The following is a 15,663-nucleotide window of genomic DNA, read 5'->3' as shown; positions in this document are numbered from 1 at the left end:
ATTCCGCCAACAATGCTGTATCGACTGTTGCAGTAATGTACAGCTTGATAAGAAGTGAGACGTCGAGGAGGGGGCAAGAAGCTTCTTGCTTTTATGGCTCGTGTGATTTGTTTTAATTTTGAAAGTTCTTTTTATGGCAACAGGTACAGTTAAGTGGTTCAATGATTCCAAAGGTTTTGGCTTCATCACTCCAGATGACGGCGGCGAAGATTTGTTTGCTCACTTCTCCGCAATCAACATGAACGGTTTCAAGACCCTCAAAGAAGGTCAAAAAGTTCAATTCGAAGTCACGCAAGGCCCTAAAGGCAAGCAAGCTTCCAACATCCAAGCAGCCTAAGCATCGCCGGCCCTCAGATGTGAAAAACCCCGTTGTCAAACGGGGTTTTTTTTCGTCCGCAGGGTGCGCTGACCCTGCCCTGCCCCTCGTGTTACATGTGCTCGATCATTACCTCGCCGAAACCGGAGCACGACACTTGCGTCGCGCCCTCCATCAGGCGGGCGAAATCGTAGGTGACGCGCTTCGAGGCAATCGATTTCTGCATCGATGAAATGACCAGGTCGGCCGCTTCCAGCCAGCCCATGTGGCGCAGCATCATTTCCGCCGACAGGATCAAGGAACCGGGGTTCACGTAATCCTTGCCCGCATACTTCGGTGCCGTGCCGTGCGTCGCCTCGAACATGGCGACGGAGTCGGACAGGTTGGCGCCCGGTGCGATGCCGATGCCGCCCACTTGCGCCGCCAGCGCGTCGGAAATGTAATCGCCGTTCAAATTCAAGGTGGCGATGACGCTGTATTCGGCCGGACGCAGCAGGATTTGTTGTAGGAACGCGTCAGCGATGGAATCCTTGACGATAATGTCGCGGCCCGTCTTTGGATTCTTGAACTTGCACCAAGGACCGCCATCGATCAGTTCGGCGCCGAATTCCTTTTGCGCCAGCGCATACGCCCAGTCGCGGAAGCCGCCTTCCGTGTACTTCATGATGTTGCCTTTGTGCACGATCGTCACGGATGGCTTGTCATTGTCGATCGCGTACTGGATGGCCTTGCGCACCAAGCGCTCGGTGCCTTCGATGGACACGGGCTTGATGCCCAGGCCCGAGGTGGCCGGGAAGCGGATCTTGGTTACACCCATTTCATTGATCAGGAAATCCATCAATTTCTTGGCTTCGGGCGAGCCTTGCTGGTATTCGATGCCGGCGTAGATGTCTTCCGAGTTTTCACGGAAAATCACCATGTCGGTCTTTTCCGGCTCTTTCACGGGCGACGGCACGCCCTTGAAGTAGCGCACGGGACGCAGGCAGACATACAGGTCCAGCTGCTGGCGCAGCGCCACGTTCAGCGAGCGGATGCCGCCGCCGACGGGCGTGGTCAGCGGGCCCTTGATGGAGACGACGTAATCTTTCAGTACGGCCAACGTTTCTTCCGGCAGCCACACATCGGGGCCGTACACATTCGTCGATTTTTCACCCGCATAGATTTCCATCCAGCTAATCTTGCGCGCGCCGCCATAAGCCTTGGCCACGGCAGCGTCGATGACCTTGATCATGACCGGGCTGATATCGATGCCCGTGCCATCGCCTTCAATGAAGGGAACGATAGGATTATCTGGTACATTCAGCGAAAAATCAGCGTTGACGGTGATTTTTTGGCCGTCAGCAGGTACAGTGATATGTTGATACATCGTGATCTCCGAAGTGGGACACACCGCTGGCGGGCAACACAGGCCGGCGACGCGCTCTGCGGTTGCAGAGTTTACAAAAACAAGTCCGAACATGGCGGCAACAACGCACTTTAGCAGGGAAAGAACACCCGGGCCATCTGCATCGCAATGCAGAATGCAGAATGCAGCGCCAAAGAAGCGTATCGCCACGCTGGCACCAAGTCTTCTATAAGACATAAGACTAGCGTTTCACATTATGCACCAGTATCTCACAGGGCGCCACGCATTTGCGGCGCCAACCAGCGGCCACCATCGTTTGCATCAATTCATTTATCAGCATGCCACTCATTCTCTTCAATAAACCATTCCAGGTCTTGTGCCAATTTTCGCCGCAGGACGGCCGCCTCACCCTGGCTGATCATTTGACCATTCCCGGCATCTACCCGGCCGGTCGGCTCGACGCCGACAGCGAAGGCTTGCTGCTGCTGACGGACGACGGCCGCCTGCAACACGAGATCAGCCACCCCGACCGCAAGGAAGCGAAAACCTACCTGGTGCAGGTCGATGGCGTGCCCGACGCGGCCAGCCTGGCGCGCCTGCAGGCGCCGCTGGACCTGGGCGAATTTGTCACCAAGCCATGCAAGGCCGTGCGCATCGCCGAGCCGGACTGGCTATGGCCCCGCAACCCGCCCATCCGCGCGCGCGCCGACAAACCGACCTCGTGGCTGGCGATCACCTTGAAAGAAGGAAAAAACCGGCAAGTGCGGCGCATGACGGCTGCCGTCGGCCTGCCGACCCTGCGCCTGGTGCGCAGCGCCATCGGCCCGTTCTCGCTGGTCAGCCACCCTCTGCTGCCTGGCGAGTGGTGCGAAGTGCCGGCCGAGAACATTGGAAAAGCGTGAGCAGGCCAAGAAAAGATGGCGTCCGCACTAAAATTTTGCCAGTAAGCACTATTTATTTTTAGATAATGCATTAAAATCATCCCACCTTAATATGACGGAAAAGGAAAGATGATGATAAAAGTAATATTGACGCTGGCCGCTTCCCTGCTTGCCGGCGCCGCATTGGCGCAATCGGGTGCCAAGGTACATGCTTCCGCAGCGACCGATGCCGTCAAACCGCCCCCCGCATCGGCAACCAGCCATGCCTCGGCCGCCACCGATGCCATCAACCCGGTGCCGCCTGCAGCGGCCTCGGGCAACGCATCGGCGGCGACGGACGCGGCGCGTTCGGGTGCCTCAAGCAAGGCCTCGGCCGCGACCGATGCGCCGCGCCTGATTCCCCAGGCGCGCAAGTCGAAGCAGCCAGCATCTGAAGCAGGCAAGCCCGTGAAATAAGCGTAGGCCCCGGGGTTACAACAACTATGTTGCTGTAACCCCACGCTTTCGGCGCGGCCAAGCAGCAGGCTTGACCGGGCGGCTGCCTGCATGGCTTAATCGCCGCTTCGCAGCCACCGTCCCGCTCCATGAAAACTTCCCTTCGCCATCTCAGCCTGTCCATCGCCCTGATTGCTTGCGCCAGCATTGCGCTCGCGCAAACATCGCCAGGCAAGAGCTTGCAGCTCTCGGCCGGCATGCATTTGATCCAGGCGGAAATCGCCGCCACGCAAGAGCAACGCGAACAAGGCTTGATGTACCGCGAAAAGATGCCGATGAATGCGGGCATGCTGTTCGTCTTTGGCAACCCGTCGACGCAATGCATGTGGATGAAAAATACGCCGCTACCCCTGTCGGTGGCCTTTATCGATGCCGGCGGCAAGATCGTCAATATCGAAGACATGCAAGCGCACACGCTCGACAGCCATTGCTCCACGAAGACCGTGCCCGTGCGCTATGCGCTGGAAATGAACCTGGGCTGGTTCAAGCAAAAGAATATCAAGCCGGGTATGAACATCGGCAATTTGCCCGCCTTGCGCTAAGCTGTGGCGGCCGGCAGCGGGCCGCTGCCGGAAAACGCAGCCGAAGATGGCTATGAAAAGTACGCGCGCACGCGAAAAAACCCGCCAGAACGAATCTGCGGGTTTTTGCTTTTCAACCAGTGCCAGCGTACCGGCACAGGCAAGGCCACCTTGGTGGCTTGCCTGCTGGCGAATATTAAGCGGACAGTGCTTTCAAAGCAGCTGCCAGACGGCTCTTATGGCGAGCTGCCTTGTTTTTGTGGATGATCTTCTTGTCAGCGATACGGTCGATGGTCGACACGGATGCTTGGAAGATTGCAGCAGCAGCTGCCTTGTCGCCACCTTGGATCGCTTTGCGAGCAGCTTTGATAGCCGTGCGCAAGGTCGAACGTTGGGACGAATTGTGTGCGTTTTGCTTAACTGCTTGACGAGCGCGTTTGCGCGCTTGTGCGGTATTTGCCATGGAATTTCCTAAAACAGGGTCAAAGTGCGTTTGCAAACATTAGTGTTTGCCAACCGGTGCGTTCTGTGCGTCTGCCGAACCATGTGTGCCAAACCAGTGCCTGTCAAACATTAGTGTCTGCGTAACAGAATTCTGTACAGCCTTCGATTATAGCGATATTTTCAAGCGGGGGCAAATCAAAAAACCGTGTGTGACGCCAAAAACACCTGAAAATGGGCCTGGCAACGGTGAATCAACAGCGATTGTTACCATATTTTAAGCGGTTTCCAGGGCCATGCCCGGCTATAATCTGCCCCCATGAACTTGCTTAAAACCCTTGCCGCCATCTCCAGCATGACCATGCTGTCCCGTGTAACCGGATTATTGCGCGAAAGCCTGTTCGCGCGCGCCTTTGGCGCCGGCGCCTACACGGACGCCTTCATTGTTGCCTTCCGCATCCCGAACCTGTTGCGCCGCCTGTTTGCCGAGGGCGCGTTCTCGCAAGCCTTCGTGCCGATCTTGTCGGAATACAAGAACCAGCATGGACAGGAAGCCAGCAAACAATTGGCCGACCATGTGGCCACCACCCTGGTCTGGGCCACCTTGCTGGTCTCCGCCATCGGCATCGTCGGCGCGCCATGGTTCGTGTACGCCATCGCCACGGGTCTGACCAAGGATGCCGGCGCTTTTGATGCGGCCGTGTGGATGACACGGCTGATGTTCCCTTATATTACCTGCATGTCTTTCGTGGCCTTGGCCGGCGGCATTTTAAATACCTGGCGCGAATTCAAGATTCCCGCGTTTACGCCAGTGTTGCTCAATTTGTCATTCATCGCCGCCTCGCTGTTCCTCGCGCCGCACTTGAAACAGCCGATCTACGCCATGGCCATTGCCGTGTTCGCCGGCGGCTTGCTGCAAGTGGCCATCCAGATTCCCGCCCTGATCAAGATCGGCATGCTGCCGCGCCTGTCGCTTAATCCCGCCATCGGCCTGTCCGACGGCGGCGTGCGCCGCGTGCTGAAAAAGATGGGACCGGCCGTCTTCGCCGTCTCGGCAGCCCAGATCAGTCTGATGATCAACACCAGCATCGCGTCGCGCCTGGCCGAAGGCAGCATTTCCTGGCTGTCGTATGCGGACCGCCTGATGGAGTTCCCGACCGCCATGCTGGGCGTGGCCCTGGGCACCATTTTGCTGCCCAGCCTGTCGAAGGCGAATGTGGATGGCGACAAGACGGAATACTCGGCCCTGCTGGACTGGGGTTTGCGCCTGACTTTCCTGTTGGCACTGCCCGCCGCTGTCGGCATGGCGACTCTGGCCACGCCACTGATCGCCACGCTCTTTCACTACGGCAAGTTTACAGCCGAAGCCGTGACCATGTCGACGCAGCCGCTGGTGGCCTACAGCCTGGGCCTGATCGGCATTATCTTGGTGAAAACCCTGGCGCCCGCGTTCTATGCGCGCCAGGACATCCGCACGCCCGTGAAAATCGCCATCGGCGTGCTGATCGCCACACAGCTGATGAATTTGTTGTTCGTGCCCTACATCGCCGTGGCCGGCCTGGCCCTGTCGATCGGCGTGGGCGCTTGCCTGAACGCCAGCTTCCTGTACTGGGGCTTGCGCAAGCGCGGCATCTACCAGCCGAAACCGGGCTGGGCCAAGTTCTTCCTGCGCCTGCTGCCCGCACTCATCGTGATGGGCTGCGTGGCGTATGTTGGCGCCATGCGCATCGATTGGATCGCTATGCAAGCCCATCCGCTGTTGCGGGCCGGTGCGCTGGCCCTGGTGGTGAGCCTGTGCGGCATGGCGTACTTTGCCACGCTATTGCTCGTTGGCTTCCGCTTCCGTGACTTCAAGCGCCACGCCTGAGCACATGCGCGGGACGGTGTTGCCGGCGTCTTGCCTCGCGCAGATGAGCCAGACGAAAAAAAACCCGCCGAGGCGGGTTTTTTTCACTGCGGCGAAAGCTTAGTCAGCTTTCTTGGCGCGGCGGCGTGCCACGGCACCAACCAGTGCCAGGCCACCCAGCAGCATGCCGTAGGTTTCTGGTTCTGGTACTGGCAAGGCCGAAACCGTGCCTACGTACTGCACATTTTTTACCAGGGTCAGGCCCGAGACTTGCACCGTGTAGTTACCTGCAGCCAATTGACCTGCCCAGCTCAGATTCTGGATGCCGCTAGCCGTGCTCTTGTCCAAGCTGCCATAGCCGACCAGGGTAGCGGCGAAATCCTTGATCGCGCCGTTAGCAACGGAGAACGTTTGCAATGCACCGAACGAGGTCGACGATGGGGCCAGCAACTGGAAAGTCCACGAATCATTGATCTGCGAATTGATGGCGAACTTGGTCGTGAAAGCCGACAGGGTGTCGGAACCGGTCGGGTCCAGGATACCCAGGTCGTAGGTTGCCGCCGACGCGCTGAACGATGCTGCTGCCAGAATGCCTGCAGCGATAAATTTCAATTTCATAGCTTATTCCTTAAAAAGTAATTTATGGCTGCAATGCGCAGGCCACCAATAGTTTTAGTACCGGAAGTACTGGTAAGGATGGTAGCATAAATGCATTGAATTACTTATAAATATTTTATCGAAGTTTCATTTAATACAAGTATTTTCATAGTGAAATATTTGCCAGTACCTATGACTTTCTTGGTGAAAATAGTTACTCGTGCATTGATCTGTTTTTACTCCGCTTTACGGTGAAATCGCCGGCTCGGCCGGGCTATCCGCAGAATTATGAGGTTCAAGCAGGTCAACAGGCTCTGGCGGCAGCTCTTCTTGCGGTGAGGCAATAGGCTTGAAAAACAACGGTGACTCCGGCAAGGCGGGTGCGATGGCAAACGCCTCGCCCGCCGGCATGGCTGAATCCGCCGCAGCTAGGGTGGCTTGCACTTGTGCATCGACCATGAAGTGCCACTCCGAAAAATGGGCCTTGCCTTCGAAGCCGGCAAACCGCACATCGAAATTGCCAATTTTTAATGGCTCTGCCTTCGACAGGCTGTGGACACCAATGATGCCGTTACTGCCGGGCTGGTACAGCAAGCCCCACTCGGCGCGTCCCGTGATGGGGTCGACATACAGCTTGCGCAGATGGCGGCGCACCTGCGGAAAGCGGGGGTCGCGCAGCAAGTCGGCCAGATTCGGCGGCTGCTGCGGCTGGCCGGCAGGCGTGGCGCCCGCGTAACTCTGCAGCGCATCGGCAAACTGCGCACCGATGTCGAGCAACTCCTGTTCGGCCGCCTGGCGCTGCAGCAGCGAGCCCATTTTCAGGCCAGCCGCCCCCACGAAGCCCAGGATGGCCACCAGGATGATCAGGCCCAGGTAAGTAAAACCGCGCTGACGGCATGCAGAACAGTGCACGGCAGCTACCAGTCGGCGAACGGCGTGCCGGCGCGGTCCTTGCCGGGCGCGCCGCTTTTCACGTCATACACCTGACCCGGCGTATCGTCGGGCGGTGGCACGATGACCCAGCTGGCATCGCTGTCCGTGATGGGATCGATGGGCATGGCGCGCAGGTATTTTTTTTCTACCAATTGCTCCAAAGTATCGGGATAACGGCCCGTATCGCCATGAAACTGATCGATGGTGGCGCGCAGGTTGCGCAAGTTGTCTGCCAGCACGGTTTCCTTTGCCTTGTCGAGACTGGGAAAGTAACGGGGCACGGCCAGGGTCAGCAGCAGCGCCACGATACCGAGCACCACCAGCAATTCGATCAGGGTAAAGCCGTGCCTACGGGCAGGAAGGATTTCAGCGGGCATGGTTCACCATAGACGATAAGGCACGTTGTTCAAGCCGGTCTTGCCGGATGTGCAATACACGTCGTACACATCGTCGCCCTCGCGCGGCGCGGCCGCTTCGCTGGCGTAGCTGCGCTTGCCCCAGGTTTGCGCATCGCTCAGGCCCGCGTCCGCGTTGAACGGGTCGCGCGGCACGCGGCGCAGGAAAAACAGCTTGCTGCGCTTCGGGTTGCGCTGGTCCGGCACGCCCTCGACCAGCAGTTCCAGGCTTTTCGGGTAACCGCTGGCGTCGGGCGCACGCAGGATGCGGCCCTCGTCGCCAGCGCGTTTATAGGCGTCGAGCCCCTGGCGGATCTCGCGCAGCGCGCGCCGCAATTCCTGCTCCTGGCGCCGCTGCACCGTCACCTGCGTAACAGGGATCACCAAGGTGGCCAGCACGCCCAGGATGGCCAGGGTCACCAGCAGCTCAATCAGGGTGAAGCCGCCCTGCCCACCCTGCGCACACGCGAGTCTCATTTGGCGACCGGCACCGGCTGGCCCGACGACAGCGGCAAGGGCGACGCCTGCAGCGGCACGGGCTGGCCGGACGATATTGGCAAAGGCGACGCGGCCGGCTCGGGCGACGGCGCCACTTCCGGCGCGGGCAGCGTCTGCGGCAATGTCTGCGGCAAGGTCGATGGCACCTGGCCGGGCGCCATCAGCGGCTGCGCGGGCGCCGGCTGCATGCCGACGGCGGACGGGCCGGAACGCACGATCAGCGTGCCCGGCATCTGCGTGGGCGCCTTGGCCGCCATGTCGGGACGGCGGCGGAAGCTGCCTTCCGTTCCGGCCGAGAATTCCGACTCCTTCGCTTCCGGGCGCTGCACCGTGCGCACCAGGTGCGGCGTAATCGACAGCACGATTTCCGTCTTCTGGCTGTCGTCCTTGCTGCTGCCGAACAGGCGTCCCAGCACGGGTATGTCGCCCAGGCCCGGCACCTTGTTGCCCGAGCTGCGCTCTTCATTGTTGATCAGGCCCGCCAGCACCTGGTTTTCGCCATCCTTCAATTGCAGCATGGTCGACGCCTGGCGCGTGCCGATCTGGTACAGGGTCGAGCCGCTCCTGGTAATGGTGGCCGCGCCCAGGTTGCTCACTTCGAGCGAGATGCGGATGCCCACTTCATTATTCAAATAGATGGTCGGCTCGGCGTTCACCGTCAAGCCCACGTCCAGGTAGCTGACGGATTCGGAAGCAAAGCCGCCCGTCCCCGGTGAAATGGTGGTGGTCACCACCGGCACCCTGTCGCCGATGACGAACTTCGCCTTTTCCCGGTTGCGCACGCGGATGCGCGGGTTGGCCAGGATGTTCGCGTCGCCATCCTTCTTGTTGACATTCGCCGTCACGGACAGGTCGCTCACGCCGATGCTGCGCTGGTTCAGCTTATTCAAGTCATTGATGGTCAGGCCTATCCCGCCCGAGGTGGAAAGCGGCGTCAGGGTCAGGCTCGTTGGCCAGGCCACGCCCAGTTCCAGCAGACGGCTGCGCTTGACTTCGAGGATTTCCAACTCCAGCACCACTTCCGCCTCGGGCACGTCCTGCAGCGCGATCAGGCGCTCGGCCAGGCGGATCGCCTCGGGCGTGTCGCGCACGATGACCAGGTTGAGCTTTTCATCGGCCACCACGTCGCGCGTCTTCAAAATAGTCTTGAGCGTGTTGGCCACCTGCTTGGCATCCGCGTTCGCCAGGAAGAAGGTTTTCACCAGCACTTCCTGGTATTCCTTCAATTTCGCCGCCACGTTCGGATAAATCAAAATCGTGTTCGCATCCATCACCTGCTGCTCCAGCTGGTTCGTCACCAGCAGGAAGTAGACGGCCGATTCCACCGTGCTGTTTTTCAGGAAGATCGAGGTTTTCGCATCGGCCTTGACATCCTTGTCGAAGACGAAATTAAGACCGGAGCGGCGCGCAATCAGTTCGAACACTTGTTTTAAAGGCGCGTCGCGAAATTCGATGGTGATCGGCTGCTTGTACGACCTGGCCAGGCCCGATTCGACGATAGGCGGCGCCGTCTTTTCATCGACGTCGCGCAGCAGCGCGCGCGCGCCCGCATGGTTCGGCTGCTCGGTGAGGATAGCGTTCAGGCGCTGGCGCGCCGGGTCGTATTGTTTTGCCTCCAACGCCGTGCGTGCATCAGCCAGCAATTTCCCCTGGCGCTGCTCACGTTCGAGCGCGCGCAAGCCGCTGTTGGCCCGCTCGTTCTGTGCATCGATTTCCAGCACGCTCAAAAAGCCCGCGCGCGCCAGGTCGCCCTGCCCCGCCTGTGCCTGGCGCTCGGCCTGCTGCAGCCGGCTGCCCGTGGCCCGTTCGCGCGCCTGCAGGTAGGCACTGCGGTATTGCGCGTTGCCGGGGTCTTGCTGCAGCGCTTCCTGCAGCTTTTGCAGGCCGGCCGGGATGTTATCTTGCGCAATCAGCTCGCGCCCGTCGCGGTAGGCTTGCTGCCCGGCGCAGCCGGCCAGCAGCACCAGTAGTACCAGCAACGGCGCCGATGAAAAAGAACGAGACATCACTCGAGTACTCCAATGTTGAGCTGTTGAACCTGGTTCAACGGCAGATAAGTGAGCGTCATGACGGGCGGCGCGATCGTCACAACCTTGTAGGCGCCATCGATGACGGTATTGGCGCGCACGATATACGTCTTGTCGGCGCGCGACAAAAACACTTCCCAGGCGCCGTCGGCGGCTGCCTTGCCCAGGTAGACGAAGGGCAGCGGCGGCGCCATCGGCGCCGGTGGTGGCGGCGCGGCGGTCACCACCATTTTCGGTGGCGGCGGGGTCCAGTTCTGGCTCTGAAAAACGCCACCGGCGCCGCCAAAGGTCTCGCCCTCCTCGCCCGCCACTTCACTGCGCGGCAGCAGGGCCAGGATGGCCGGCTGCGCGGCTGGCGGCCTGGCGGACGCATGGCGCGCCGGCGCGACGGCCCGCTCGACCGCTTCGGCCACCTCGGCCACGGGCTGGCGCTCACCGAACAGCAGCAAGGCGCCCGCGCCCAGCACGCCGGCCAGCATGAGCCAATGGCGCGGGGTCATGGCGCCTCTCCCGCGCTGTCAGGCAACGCATCGGTCAAATAAAACGTCAGGCGCAAGCGCGCTTCGAGTTCCGTATCGGCGATCTGCTCGCGGCGAAAACTCAGTTCATCGAGCGAGGCGAAGGGCGCGGCGCGCAGCGCTTGCAGCGCGAACTGCCACACGGCCGCATAACTGCCCTTCAGCGGCAAGGTCACCTGCCAGGTGGCCACGCGGCTGGCCTTGTCGTAACCGCTCTTGTAATCGCCTTGCGCCAGCAGCAAACCGTTTTTCGCGGCCAAGTCGAACAGCTGCTTGACTTGCTGTTCCGCGTGGCGCTGCTGTCCCAGGGTGGCATAAAAGCGCGCCAGGTTCTCGCTGGCCGTCGCCGGCGGCACCGAGGCCGCCACGGCCAGCGATGGCTGCGGCAAGGGCCGCGCTTCCAGCTGCGCCGCCACGGCGCGCTGCTGCCACGCCCAGGCCCAGGCGGCCATGCCCAGCGCGAGCAAGGCCACGGCCAGGCAGGCGGGCGCACCCAGGCGGCGCAACAGCAGTTGCGCGCGCAGGCGCACGATCGAGAGGTCGATGGCCATCATGGCGTGCCCCAGCGCGCTTCGAGCTGGAAGCGCAAGGGTTTGTTCGGATCGAGCGCATTGATTTCATGACGCAGCAGCTGCACCCTGGTGCCGAACAGCTCCTGCTGTTTCAATTGCGCGATGTAGGCCACCATGGCGTCGCTGCCGGTCGTCTCGGCCGTGATCTTCAGCACGCGCTTGCGCGCATCCGGTTCCAGCGCCAGCAGTGCGATGCCGGGCGGCGTGGCGCTGGCCAGCGCATCCTGCACATCGCGCCACGGCAAGTTCAATTGCAGGATGGCCGCATTCACGGCCGCCGCCTGCGCCGGCGCGATGGGCGCTTGCGGTACAAGCGCCGGTCCCTGCGTGGCGGCCATCACACGCTGCTGCGCCAGCTGCCAGCGTGCCTCGTTTGCCTGCTGGCGCTGCAGCGCGGCGTTGCCACTGTACACCGCCGTGACAGTCAGCCCCACGCCCAGCGCGCCGATACACCACGCCCACGCGGGCACGCGGTGCAGGCTGCGGCGCCAGCCTGGTGGCGCGAAATCGATATCCAGGCGCGTCATGCCACGCCTCCGCTGCGGGCCAGCCGGGCGGCTGGCGACAAGGCGCCTTCCCCGTACGGCATGGCGAAAATCTGGCAGTTGAACTCTTTCGCCGGCGCCAGCCAGCCCGCTGGCGCCGCGCCGCACAGTTGCAGCAAGCCTGGAGCTTCCACACCGTGCAGCAGCGCCTCGCGCGCCAACGTCTGCACCAGCCAGCCATGGCTGGCGTCTGGGGGCACGGGCAGCGCGCGCACGGAGCGTAAATAACCATCCTGCCGCACGCCCAAGGTCAAGACGTTCTCCTGAAACTGGCCAAACCAGGCGCCCGGTTTCAACGCACCGTGCCAGCGGTTCCAGTGGCGCGCGAATTGCGGCGTAATGAAAATCAGGGCCAGCTTGCGTGCGGCCGCCACGCGCGTCAGCTGCGCCAGCAGTGCACGGGGCACGGCGCAAAAGAACGGTGTGCGCGCATCCCAGGCACTGCTGCTGTGCCACAGGCCTGACGCATCTCCATACAGCGACTGGAAGCGTAGCGCGGCGGCGGCCTCGATATCGGCCAGTCGCGCGGCGCCTTGCGGCATGTCCACCTGCCACAGGCGTGCCAAGCCATCGTCGAGCACCACGGACAGGGGCCAGCCGGCGTATTCATCCACCGGCAGCAGCTGTTCCAATGCCTGTCCCAGGACAGCGAAGTCGCCATGCAGCATGTCGTCCGGCACATACGCGGCTTCACCCAGCAAGGTCCAGGCGGGCGCGCGCCAGCGGCTGCTGCGCCACAGGCTCACTGTGCCCGCCGCCACGCCCAGGCGTAGTCCATGTCCCAAACTCAACTTCGCAAAACCTCTACGCATGCAGGGTGACCCTCTTGATTTCGGTGATGGTGGTGGCGCCCCGCTTGACCAGTTCCAGCGCCGCCAGGCGCAGGCTGCGCGTGCCGTTCGCATACGCAGCCGCCTTGATCTGGCGGATCGGTTTTTTATCGACGATCAGTTCGCGAATTTCATCGGTCAGCACGAGAATCTCGGCGATCGAGCGACGCCCCTTGTAGCCCGTACCTCGGCAGTCGCCGCAGCCCTTGCCCTGCTTGAATTCATAGCCTGCCACCTCGGCGCGCGCCAGGCCCACGCTGGCCAGCTCCAGATCGTCGGGCGTGTATTCGGTGGCGCAATGGGGGCAGTTGGTGCGGATCAGCCGCTGTGCCCAGATGCCGTTCAGGGCCGAGACGAACGCATACGGATCGATGCCCATGTGCGTGAAGCGGCCGAACACGTCAAAGACATTATTCGCATGCACGGTGGTGAGCACCAAATGCCCCGTGAGGGCCGACTGCACGGCGATTTCCGCCGTCTCGCGGTCGCGGATTTCGCCCACCATGATCTTGTCGGGGTCGTGGCGCAAGATCGAGCGCAATCCCTTGGCAAACGTCAGGCCCTTCTTTTCATTCACGGGTATCTGCAGGATGCCGGGCAGCTGGTATTCGACTGGATCTTCGATGGTGATGATCTTTTCGCGCCCGTTGTGGATTTCTGTCAGCGCCGCGTACAAGGTCGTGGTCTTGCCCGACCCCGTGGGACCGGTGACGAGCAGCATGCCATAGGCTTCCTGCGCCAGCGCGCGCAAGGCATGCAGCGATGGCGCGTCAAAGCCCAGCGCTTCCAGGGTCAAGGCGCCGTATGCCTCGATCATGGCGCGCTTGTCGAGGATGCGGATGACGGCGTCCTCGCCATGGATGCTGGGCATGATGGAGACGCGCAAATCGATTTCGCGCCCGCCCGACTCGACGCGGAAGCTGCCATCCTGCGGCACGCGGCGCTCGGCGATATCGAGTTCGGCCAGTACTTTCAGGCGCGAGATAATGTGCTCAGCCACTTCGATGCCGTTGACGGACGTGGCGTGATCGAGCACGCCGTCGACGCGGTACTTGACGGCCAGGCCGCCAGCCGTGCTTTCCAGGTGGATGTCCGAGGCGCCCGCCTTCAGCGCGTCATATAAGGTCGAGTTGACCAGCTTGACGGCGGGGCTGGCCGCTTCCGACACGCTGGCGAACGACAGCACGGCGGCCGTCTTGCCATCGCGCCGCGCGTCACTGGCGGCGCCGGGCAGCAGGCTGTCGACGGCGCGCGCCGATTCTTCCTGCTTCGACAGGTAGGCGGCGATGTCAGACTGTAGCGCCAGGCGGATGCACAAACCACCCTGCCCCGCGCGCGCGCCCAGCCAGGTTTGCAGATCGAGGTCGAACGGGTCGGCGATCACGCCCGCCAGCTGGCCGTCGCTGGCGCGCAGCAGCACGGAGTGGCGCGCCAGCGCCTGCGACAGCGGCAGCAGGTCGAAGGCGGGAGACAACGCCAGCATGTCGGCCGTTTCCAGCACGCCCAGGCCGAACGGGCGCGCCAGCTCGCGCACCACGGCGCGCGCTTCGATGCCGCTCAATTGCTGCAATTCCTCGACCAGGCTGCGCTTCGATTGCCGGCTCAGGGCGCGCGCGCGCTGCAGCAGCGCAGCGTCGATGGCCACGCTGGCCACGGTGGATTCGGCAGTAATGGGCATCATGAAATATCGCCGGCAAGGTCAAAGATGGGCATGTACAGCAGGATCACGATGGCGCCTACGACCAGGCCAATGGCAGCCATCAGCAAGGGTTCGAAAGTACGCGTAAAACGGTCGATCCAGCGGCTGATTTCGCCGTCGTAAAAGGCGGCCGACTGCGTCATCATGGGCCCCATGTCGCCCGTGCGCTCGCCCACGCGCAGCATGCGCAGGGAAATCGGCGTGGTCAACTGGTGCTGTTCGAACGCCGACGACAGGGGCTGGCCCGACTCGATGGCGCCGCGCGCCCCCTGCAAGGACGTCTGCATGCCCGGCGAGACCATCGCCTGCACGGTGGTAATGGCTTGCACAATGGTGATGCCGCCCTCGGCCAGCATGCCCAGGGTCAGGTACAGGCGCGACAGTTCATAGATGCGCACGCGTTCGCCGATGCCGGGCAGTTTCGCCAGCAGGCGCGCCACGCCGCCATGGCGCAGCACGCGCCGCACGGCCGTCAATACAACGCTGCCGGTGATAAGCAGCCCGAGCAACAACAGCACACCGTGCTGCGTGACGAACTGGCCCCAGCTGAGCATGACTTGCGACATCCATGGCAAGTTACGCCCGGCGCCCTGGTAGACCTCGGCGAAACGGGGTACCACGTAACTGATCAGGAAGGCGCTGACACCGCCGCCCACGGCCAGCAGGATGGTGGGGTAGATGGCGGCGCTGACGATTTTGCCACGCACCGTATCGATGCGCTGCTGGTAGTCGATGTAGCGCGACAGCGCGCGCGGCAAGTCGCTGGTGCCCTCGGCCGCCTTGACGATGCCGATGTACAAAGGAGGAAACAGTTCGGCCTGCTCTGCCAGCACGGCGGAAAAGCGCTTGCCTTCACGCAAGCCTTCCAGCAGGCGCGTGAGCACGCTGCGCGTGGCTGGCGACGCTTCCTTTTCCAGCAAGGCTTCCAGCGCTTCGACGATGCCCAGGCCCGCTTGCAATAGCGCCAGCAATTCCTGGCTGAACAGCAGCAGGGGCAGCGCCCGCGCGCGCTGGCGCCCGGCCGCGCTGAACGGCGTAACCCGCAGGGGACGGATGGCGCTGACGAACAAGCCGCGCGCCTCGGCCTGGCGGCGCGCGTCGGCTTCGTCGCGGCCGTCGATCACGCACGTATGCAAGGTAGTGACTGCCTGGTCCGTGGAAAGCGCGCGTACTTCAAACTGCATGATGGCTTGTCCGTAGGAAA

General features: G+C 62.0%; 18 protein-coding genes. 5 read left to right on the top strand and 13 right to left on the bottom strand.

All coding sequences use genetic code 11. From position 1 onward, the window contains the following. Positions 1-133 precede the first annotated feature (133 nt). Positions 134-337, top strand: a complete 204-nt coding sequence (cspE, locus tag ACQ4W7_RS19645; RefSeq protein WP_010395943.1) for a transcription antiterminator/RNA stability regulator CspE — start codon at positions 134-136, stop codon at positions 335-337. Between the two features lie 91 nt (positions 338-428). Here cspE and icd read toward each other — a convergent pair whose 3' ends face one another. Further along, entirely contained in the window at positions 429-1,682 is a 1,254-nt protein-coding gene (gene icd / locus ACQ4W7_RS19640; RefSeq protein ID WP_436532643.1) for an NADP-dependent isocitrate dehydrogenase, read from the bottom strand. Positions 1,683-1,999: 317 nt separating this feature from the next. Here icd and ACQ4W7_RS19635 point away from each other — a divergent pair, with 317 nt between their 5' ends. From ACQ4W7_RS19635 to ACQ4W7_RS19625, 3 genes are all read left to right on the top strand, one after another. Further along, the gene (locus ACQ4W7_RS19635; protein WP_436532641.1) at positions 2,000-2,563 is read left to right on the top strand and encodes a pseudouridine synthase; all 564 of its coding nucleotides are present in this window, start codon (positions 2,000-2,002) and stop codon (positions 2,561-2,563) included. Positions 2,564-2,671: 108 nt separating this feature from the next. Beyond that, positions 2,672-2,998 carry a hypothetical protein gene (locus ACQ4W7_RS19630; protein ID WP_436532639.1) on the top strand — a complete coding sequence of 109 codons (327 nt, stop codon included), beginning with the start codon at positions 2,672-2,674 and terminating at the stop codon, positions 2,996-2,998. A gap of 128 nt (positions 2,999-3,126) precedes the next feature. Continuing rightward, positions 3,127-3,579 carry a DUF192 domain-containing protein gene (locus tag ACQ4W7_RS19625; RefSeq protein WP_436532637.1) on the top strand — a complete coding sequence of 151 codons (453 nt, stop codon included), beginning with the start codon at positions 3,127-3,129 and terminating at the stop codon, positions 3,577-3,579. 175 nt (positions 3,580-3,754) lie between these two features. On the opposite strand, the gene rpsT is transcribed toward ACQ4W7_RS19625, so the two are convergent. After that, a complete protein-coding gene (rpsT, locus tag ACQ4W7_RS19620) occupies positions 3,755-4,021 on the bottom strand; it encodes a 30S ribosomal protein S20 (protein ID WP_010395935.1) in 267 nt (88 codons plus the stop codon). A 297-nt stretch (positions 4,022-4,318) separates the two neighbouring features. Between rpsT and murJ the strand changes: the two genes are divergently transcribed. Further along, the gene (murJ, locus tag ACQ4W7_RS19615) at positions 4,319-5,866 is read left to right on the top strand and encodes a murein biosynthesis integral membrane protein MurJ (protein ID WP_436532635.1); all 1,548 of its coding nucleotides are present in this window, start codon (positions 4,319-4,321) and stop codon (positions 5,864-5,866) included. Between the two features lie 99 nt (positions 5,867-5,965). On the opposite strand, the gene ACQ4W7_RS19610 is transcribed toward murJ, so the two are convergent. The 11 genes from ACQ4W7_RS19610 to ACQ4W7_RS19560 all read right to left on the bottom strand — a co-directional run bounded on the left by ACQ4W7_RS19610 (position 5,966) and on the right by ACQ4W7_RS19560 (position 15,643). After that, positions 5,966-6,463 carry an FxDxF family PEP-CTERM protein gene (locus tag ACQ4W7_RS19610; protein ID WP_426072822.1) on the bottom strand — a complete coding sequence of 166 codons (498 nt, stop codon included), beginning with the start codon at positions 6,461-6,463 and terminating at the stop codon, positions 5,966-5,968. Positions 6,464-6,688: 225 nt separating this feature from the next. Continuing rightward, the gene (locus ACQ4W7_RS19605) at positions 6,689-7,354 is read right to left on the bottom strand and encodes a type II secretion system protein (RefSeq protein ID WP_436532632.1); all 666 of its coding nucleotides are present in this window, start codon (positions 7,352-7,354) and stop codon (positions 6,689-6,691) included. A gap of 5 nt (positions 7,355-7,359) precedes the next feature. Continuing rightward, positions 7,360-7,752, bottom strand: coding sequence for a type II secretion system protein (locus tag ACQ4W7_RS19600; protein WP_426072820.1), 393 nt, complete (start codon positions 7,750-7,752; stop codon positions 7,360-7,362). 3 nt (positions 7,753-7,755) lie between these two features. After that, positions 7,756-8,247, bottom strand: a complete 492-nt coding sequence (locus tag ACQ4W7_RS19595; protein WP_436532630.1) for a type II secretion system protein — start codon at positions 8,245-8,247, stop codon at positions 7,756-7,758. After that, positions 8,244-10,274, bottom strand: coding sequence for a secretin GspD/PilQ domain-containing protein (locus ACQ4W7_RS19590; RefSeq protein ID WP_436532680.1), 2,031 nt, complete (start codon positions 10,272-10,274; stop codon positions 8,244-8,246). Before ACQ4W7_RS19590 ends, ACQ4W7_RS19595 begins: the two co-directional genes overlap by 4 nt. After that, a complete protein-coding gene (locus ACQ4W7_RS19585; RefSeq protein WP_426072818.1) occupies positions 10,274-10,795 on the bottom strand; it encodes a hypothetical protein in 522 nt (173 codons plus the stop codon). Before ACQ4W7_RS19585 ends, ACQ4W7_RS19590 begins: the two co-directional genes overlap by 1 nt. Further along, complete coding sequence (locus ACQ4W7_RS19580) at positions 10,792-11,367, bottom strand: hypothetical protein (RefSeq protein ID WP_436532628.1); 576 nt, start codon at positions 11,365-11,367, stop codon at positions 10,792-10,794. The genes ACQ4W7_RS19585 and ACQ4W7_RS19580 overlap by 4 nt, the downstream gene beginning before the upstream one ends. Continuing rightward, complete coding sequence (locus ACQ4W7_RS19575; protein ID WP_436532626.1) at positions 11,364-11,912, bottom strand: ubiquitin family protein; 549 nt, start codon at positions 11,910-11,912, stop codon at positions 11,364-11,366. The genes ACQ4W7_RS19580 and ACQ4W7_RS19575 overlap by 4 nt, the downstream gene beginning before the upstream one ends. Continuing rightward, entirely contained in the window at positions 11,909-12,742 is an 834-nt protein-coding gene (locus ACQ4W7_RS19570) for a hypothetical protein (RefSeq protein ID WP_436532624.1), read from the bottom strand. The genes ACQ4W7_RS19575 and ACQ4W7_RS19570 overlap by 4 nt, the downstream gene beginning before the upstream one ends. Next, positions 12,735-14,441 (bottom strand): GspE/PulE family protein, encoded by a 1,707-nt coding sequence (locus ACQ4W7_RS19565; RefSeq protein WP_436532622.1) that lies wholly within the window; start codon positions 14,439-14,441, stop codon positions 12,735-12,737. The genes ACQ4W7_RS19570 and ACQ4W7_RS19565 overlap by 8 nt, the downstream gene beginning before the upstream one ends. After that, positions 14,438-15,643 carry a type II secretion system F family protein gene (locus ACQ4W7_RS19560; RefSeq protein ID WP_436532620.1) on the bottom strand — a complete coding sequence of 402 codons (1,206 nt, stop codon included), beginning with the start codon at positions 15,641-15,643 and terminating at the stop codon, positions 14,438-14,440. The genes ACQ4W7_RS19565 and ACQ4W7_RS19560 overlap by 4 nt, the downstream gene beginning before the upstream one ends. Between the last annotated feature and the right edge of the window lie 20 nt (positions 15,644-15,663).

Origin of the sequence: Janthinobacterium algoris (genome assembly GCF_051380935.1) — a bacterium.
GTDB lineage: Bacteria > Pseudomonadota > Gammaproteobacteria > Burkholderiales > Burkholderiaceae_D > Janthinobacterium.
This window is presented reverse-complemented; position numbering and strand designations above follow the sequence as displayed.

Bases quoted from the DNA above. Each gene is read 5' to 3' on its own strand.
- cspE (WP_010395943.1), top strand. From the start codon at position 134: ATGGCAACAGGTACAGTTAAGTGGTTCAATGATTCCAAAGGTTTTGGC.
- icd (WP_436532643.1), bottom strand. From the start codon at position 1,682: ATGTATCAACATATCACTGTACCTGCTGACGGCCAAAAAATCACCGTC.
- ACQ4W7_RS19635 (WP_436532641.1), top strand. From the start codon at position 2,000: ATGCCACTCATTCTCTTCAATAAACCATTCCAGGTCTTGTGCCAATTT.
- ACQ4W7_RS19630 (WP_436532639.1), top strand. From the start codon at position 2,672: ATGATGATAAAAGTAATATTGACGCTGGCCGCTTCCCTGCTTGCCGGC.
- ACQ4W7_RS19625 (WP_436532637.1), top strand. From the start codon at position 3,127: ATGAAAACTTCCCTTCGCCATCTCAGCCTGTCCATCGCCCTGATTGCT.
- rpsT (WP_010395935.1), bottom strand. From the start codon at position 4,021: ATGGCAAATACCGCACAAGCGCGCAAACGCGCTCGTCAAGCAGTTAAG.
- murJ (WP_436532635.1), top strand. From the start codon at position 4,319: ATGAACTTGCTTAAAACCCTTGCCGCCATCTCCAGCATGACCATGCTG.
- ACQ4W7_RS19610 (WP_426072822.1), bottom strand. From the start codon at position 6,463: ATGAAATTGAAATTTATCGCTGCAGGCATTCTGGCAGCAGCATCGTTC.
- ACQ4W7_RS19600 (WP_426072820.1), bottom strand. From the start codon at position 7,752: ATGCCCGCTGAAATCCTTCCTGCCCGTAGGCACGGCTTTACCCTGATC.
- ACQ4W7_RS19595 (WP_436532630.1), bottom strand. From the start codon at position 8,247: ATGAGACTCGCGTGTGCGCAGGGTGGGCAGGGCGGCTTCACCCTGATT.
- ACQ4W7_RS19590 (WP_436532680.1), bottom strand. From the start codon at position 10,274: ATGTCTCGTTCTTTTTCATCGGCGCCGTTGCTGGTACTACTGGTGCTG.
- ACQ4W7_RS19585 (WP_426072818.1), bottom strand. From the start codon at position 10,795: ATGACCCCGCGCCATTGGCTCATGCTGGCCGGCGTGCTGGGCGCGGGC.
- ACQ4W7_RS19580 (WP_436532628.1), bottom strand. From the start codon at position 11,367: ATGATGGCCATCGACCTCTCGATCGTGCGCCTGCGCGCGCAACTGCTG.
- ACQ4W7_RS19575 (WP_436532626.1), bottom strand. From the start codon at position 11,912: ATGACGCGCCTGGATATCGATTTCGCGCCACCAGGCTGGCGCCGCAGC.
- ACQ4W7_RS19570 (WP_436532624.1), bottom strand. From the start codon at position 12,742: ATGCGTAGAGGTTTTGCGAAGTTGAGTTTGGGACATGGACTACGCCTG.
- ACQ4W7_RS19565 (WP_436532622.1), bottom strand. From the start codon at position 14,441: ATGATGCCCATTACTGCCGAATCCACCGTGGCCAGCGTGGCCATCGAC.
- ACQ4W7_RS19560 (WP_436532620.1), bottom strand. From the start codon at position 15,643: ATGCAGTTTGAAGTACGCGCGCTTTCCACGGACCAGGCAGTCACTACC.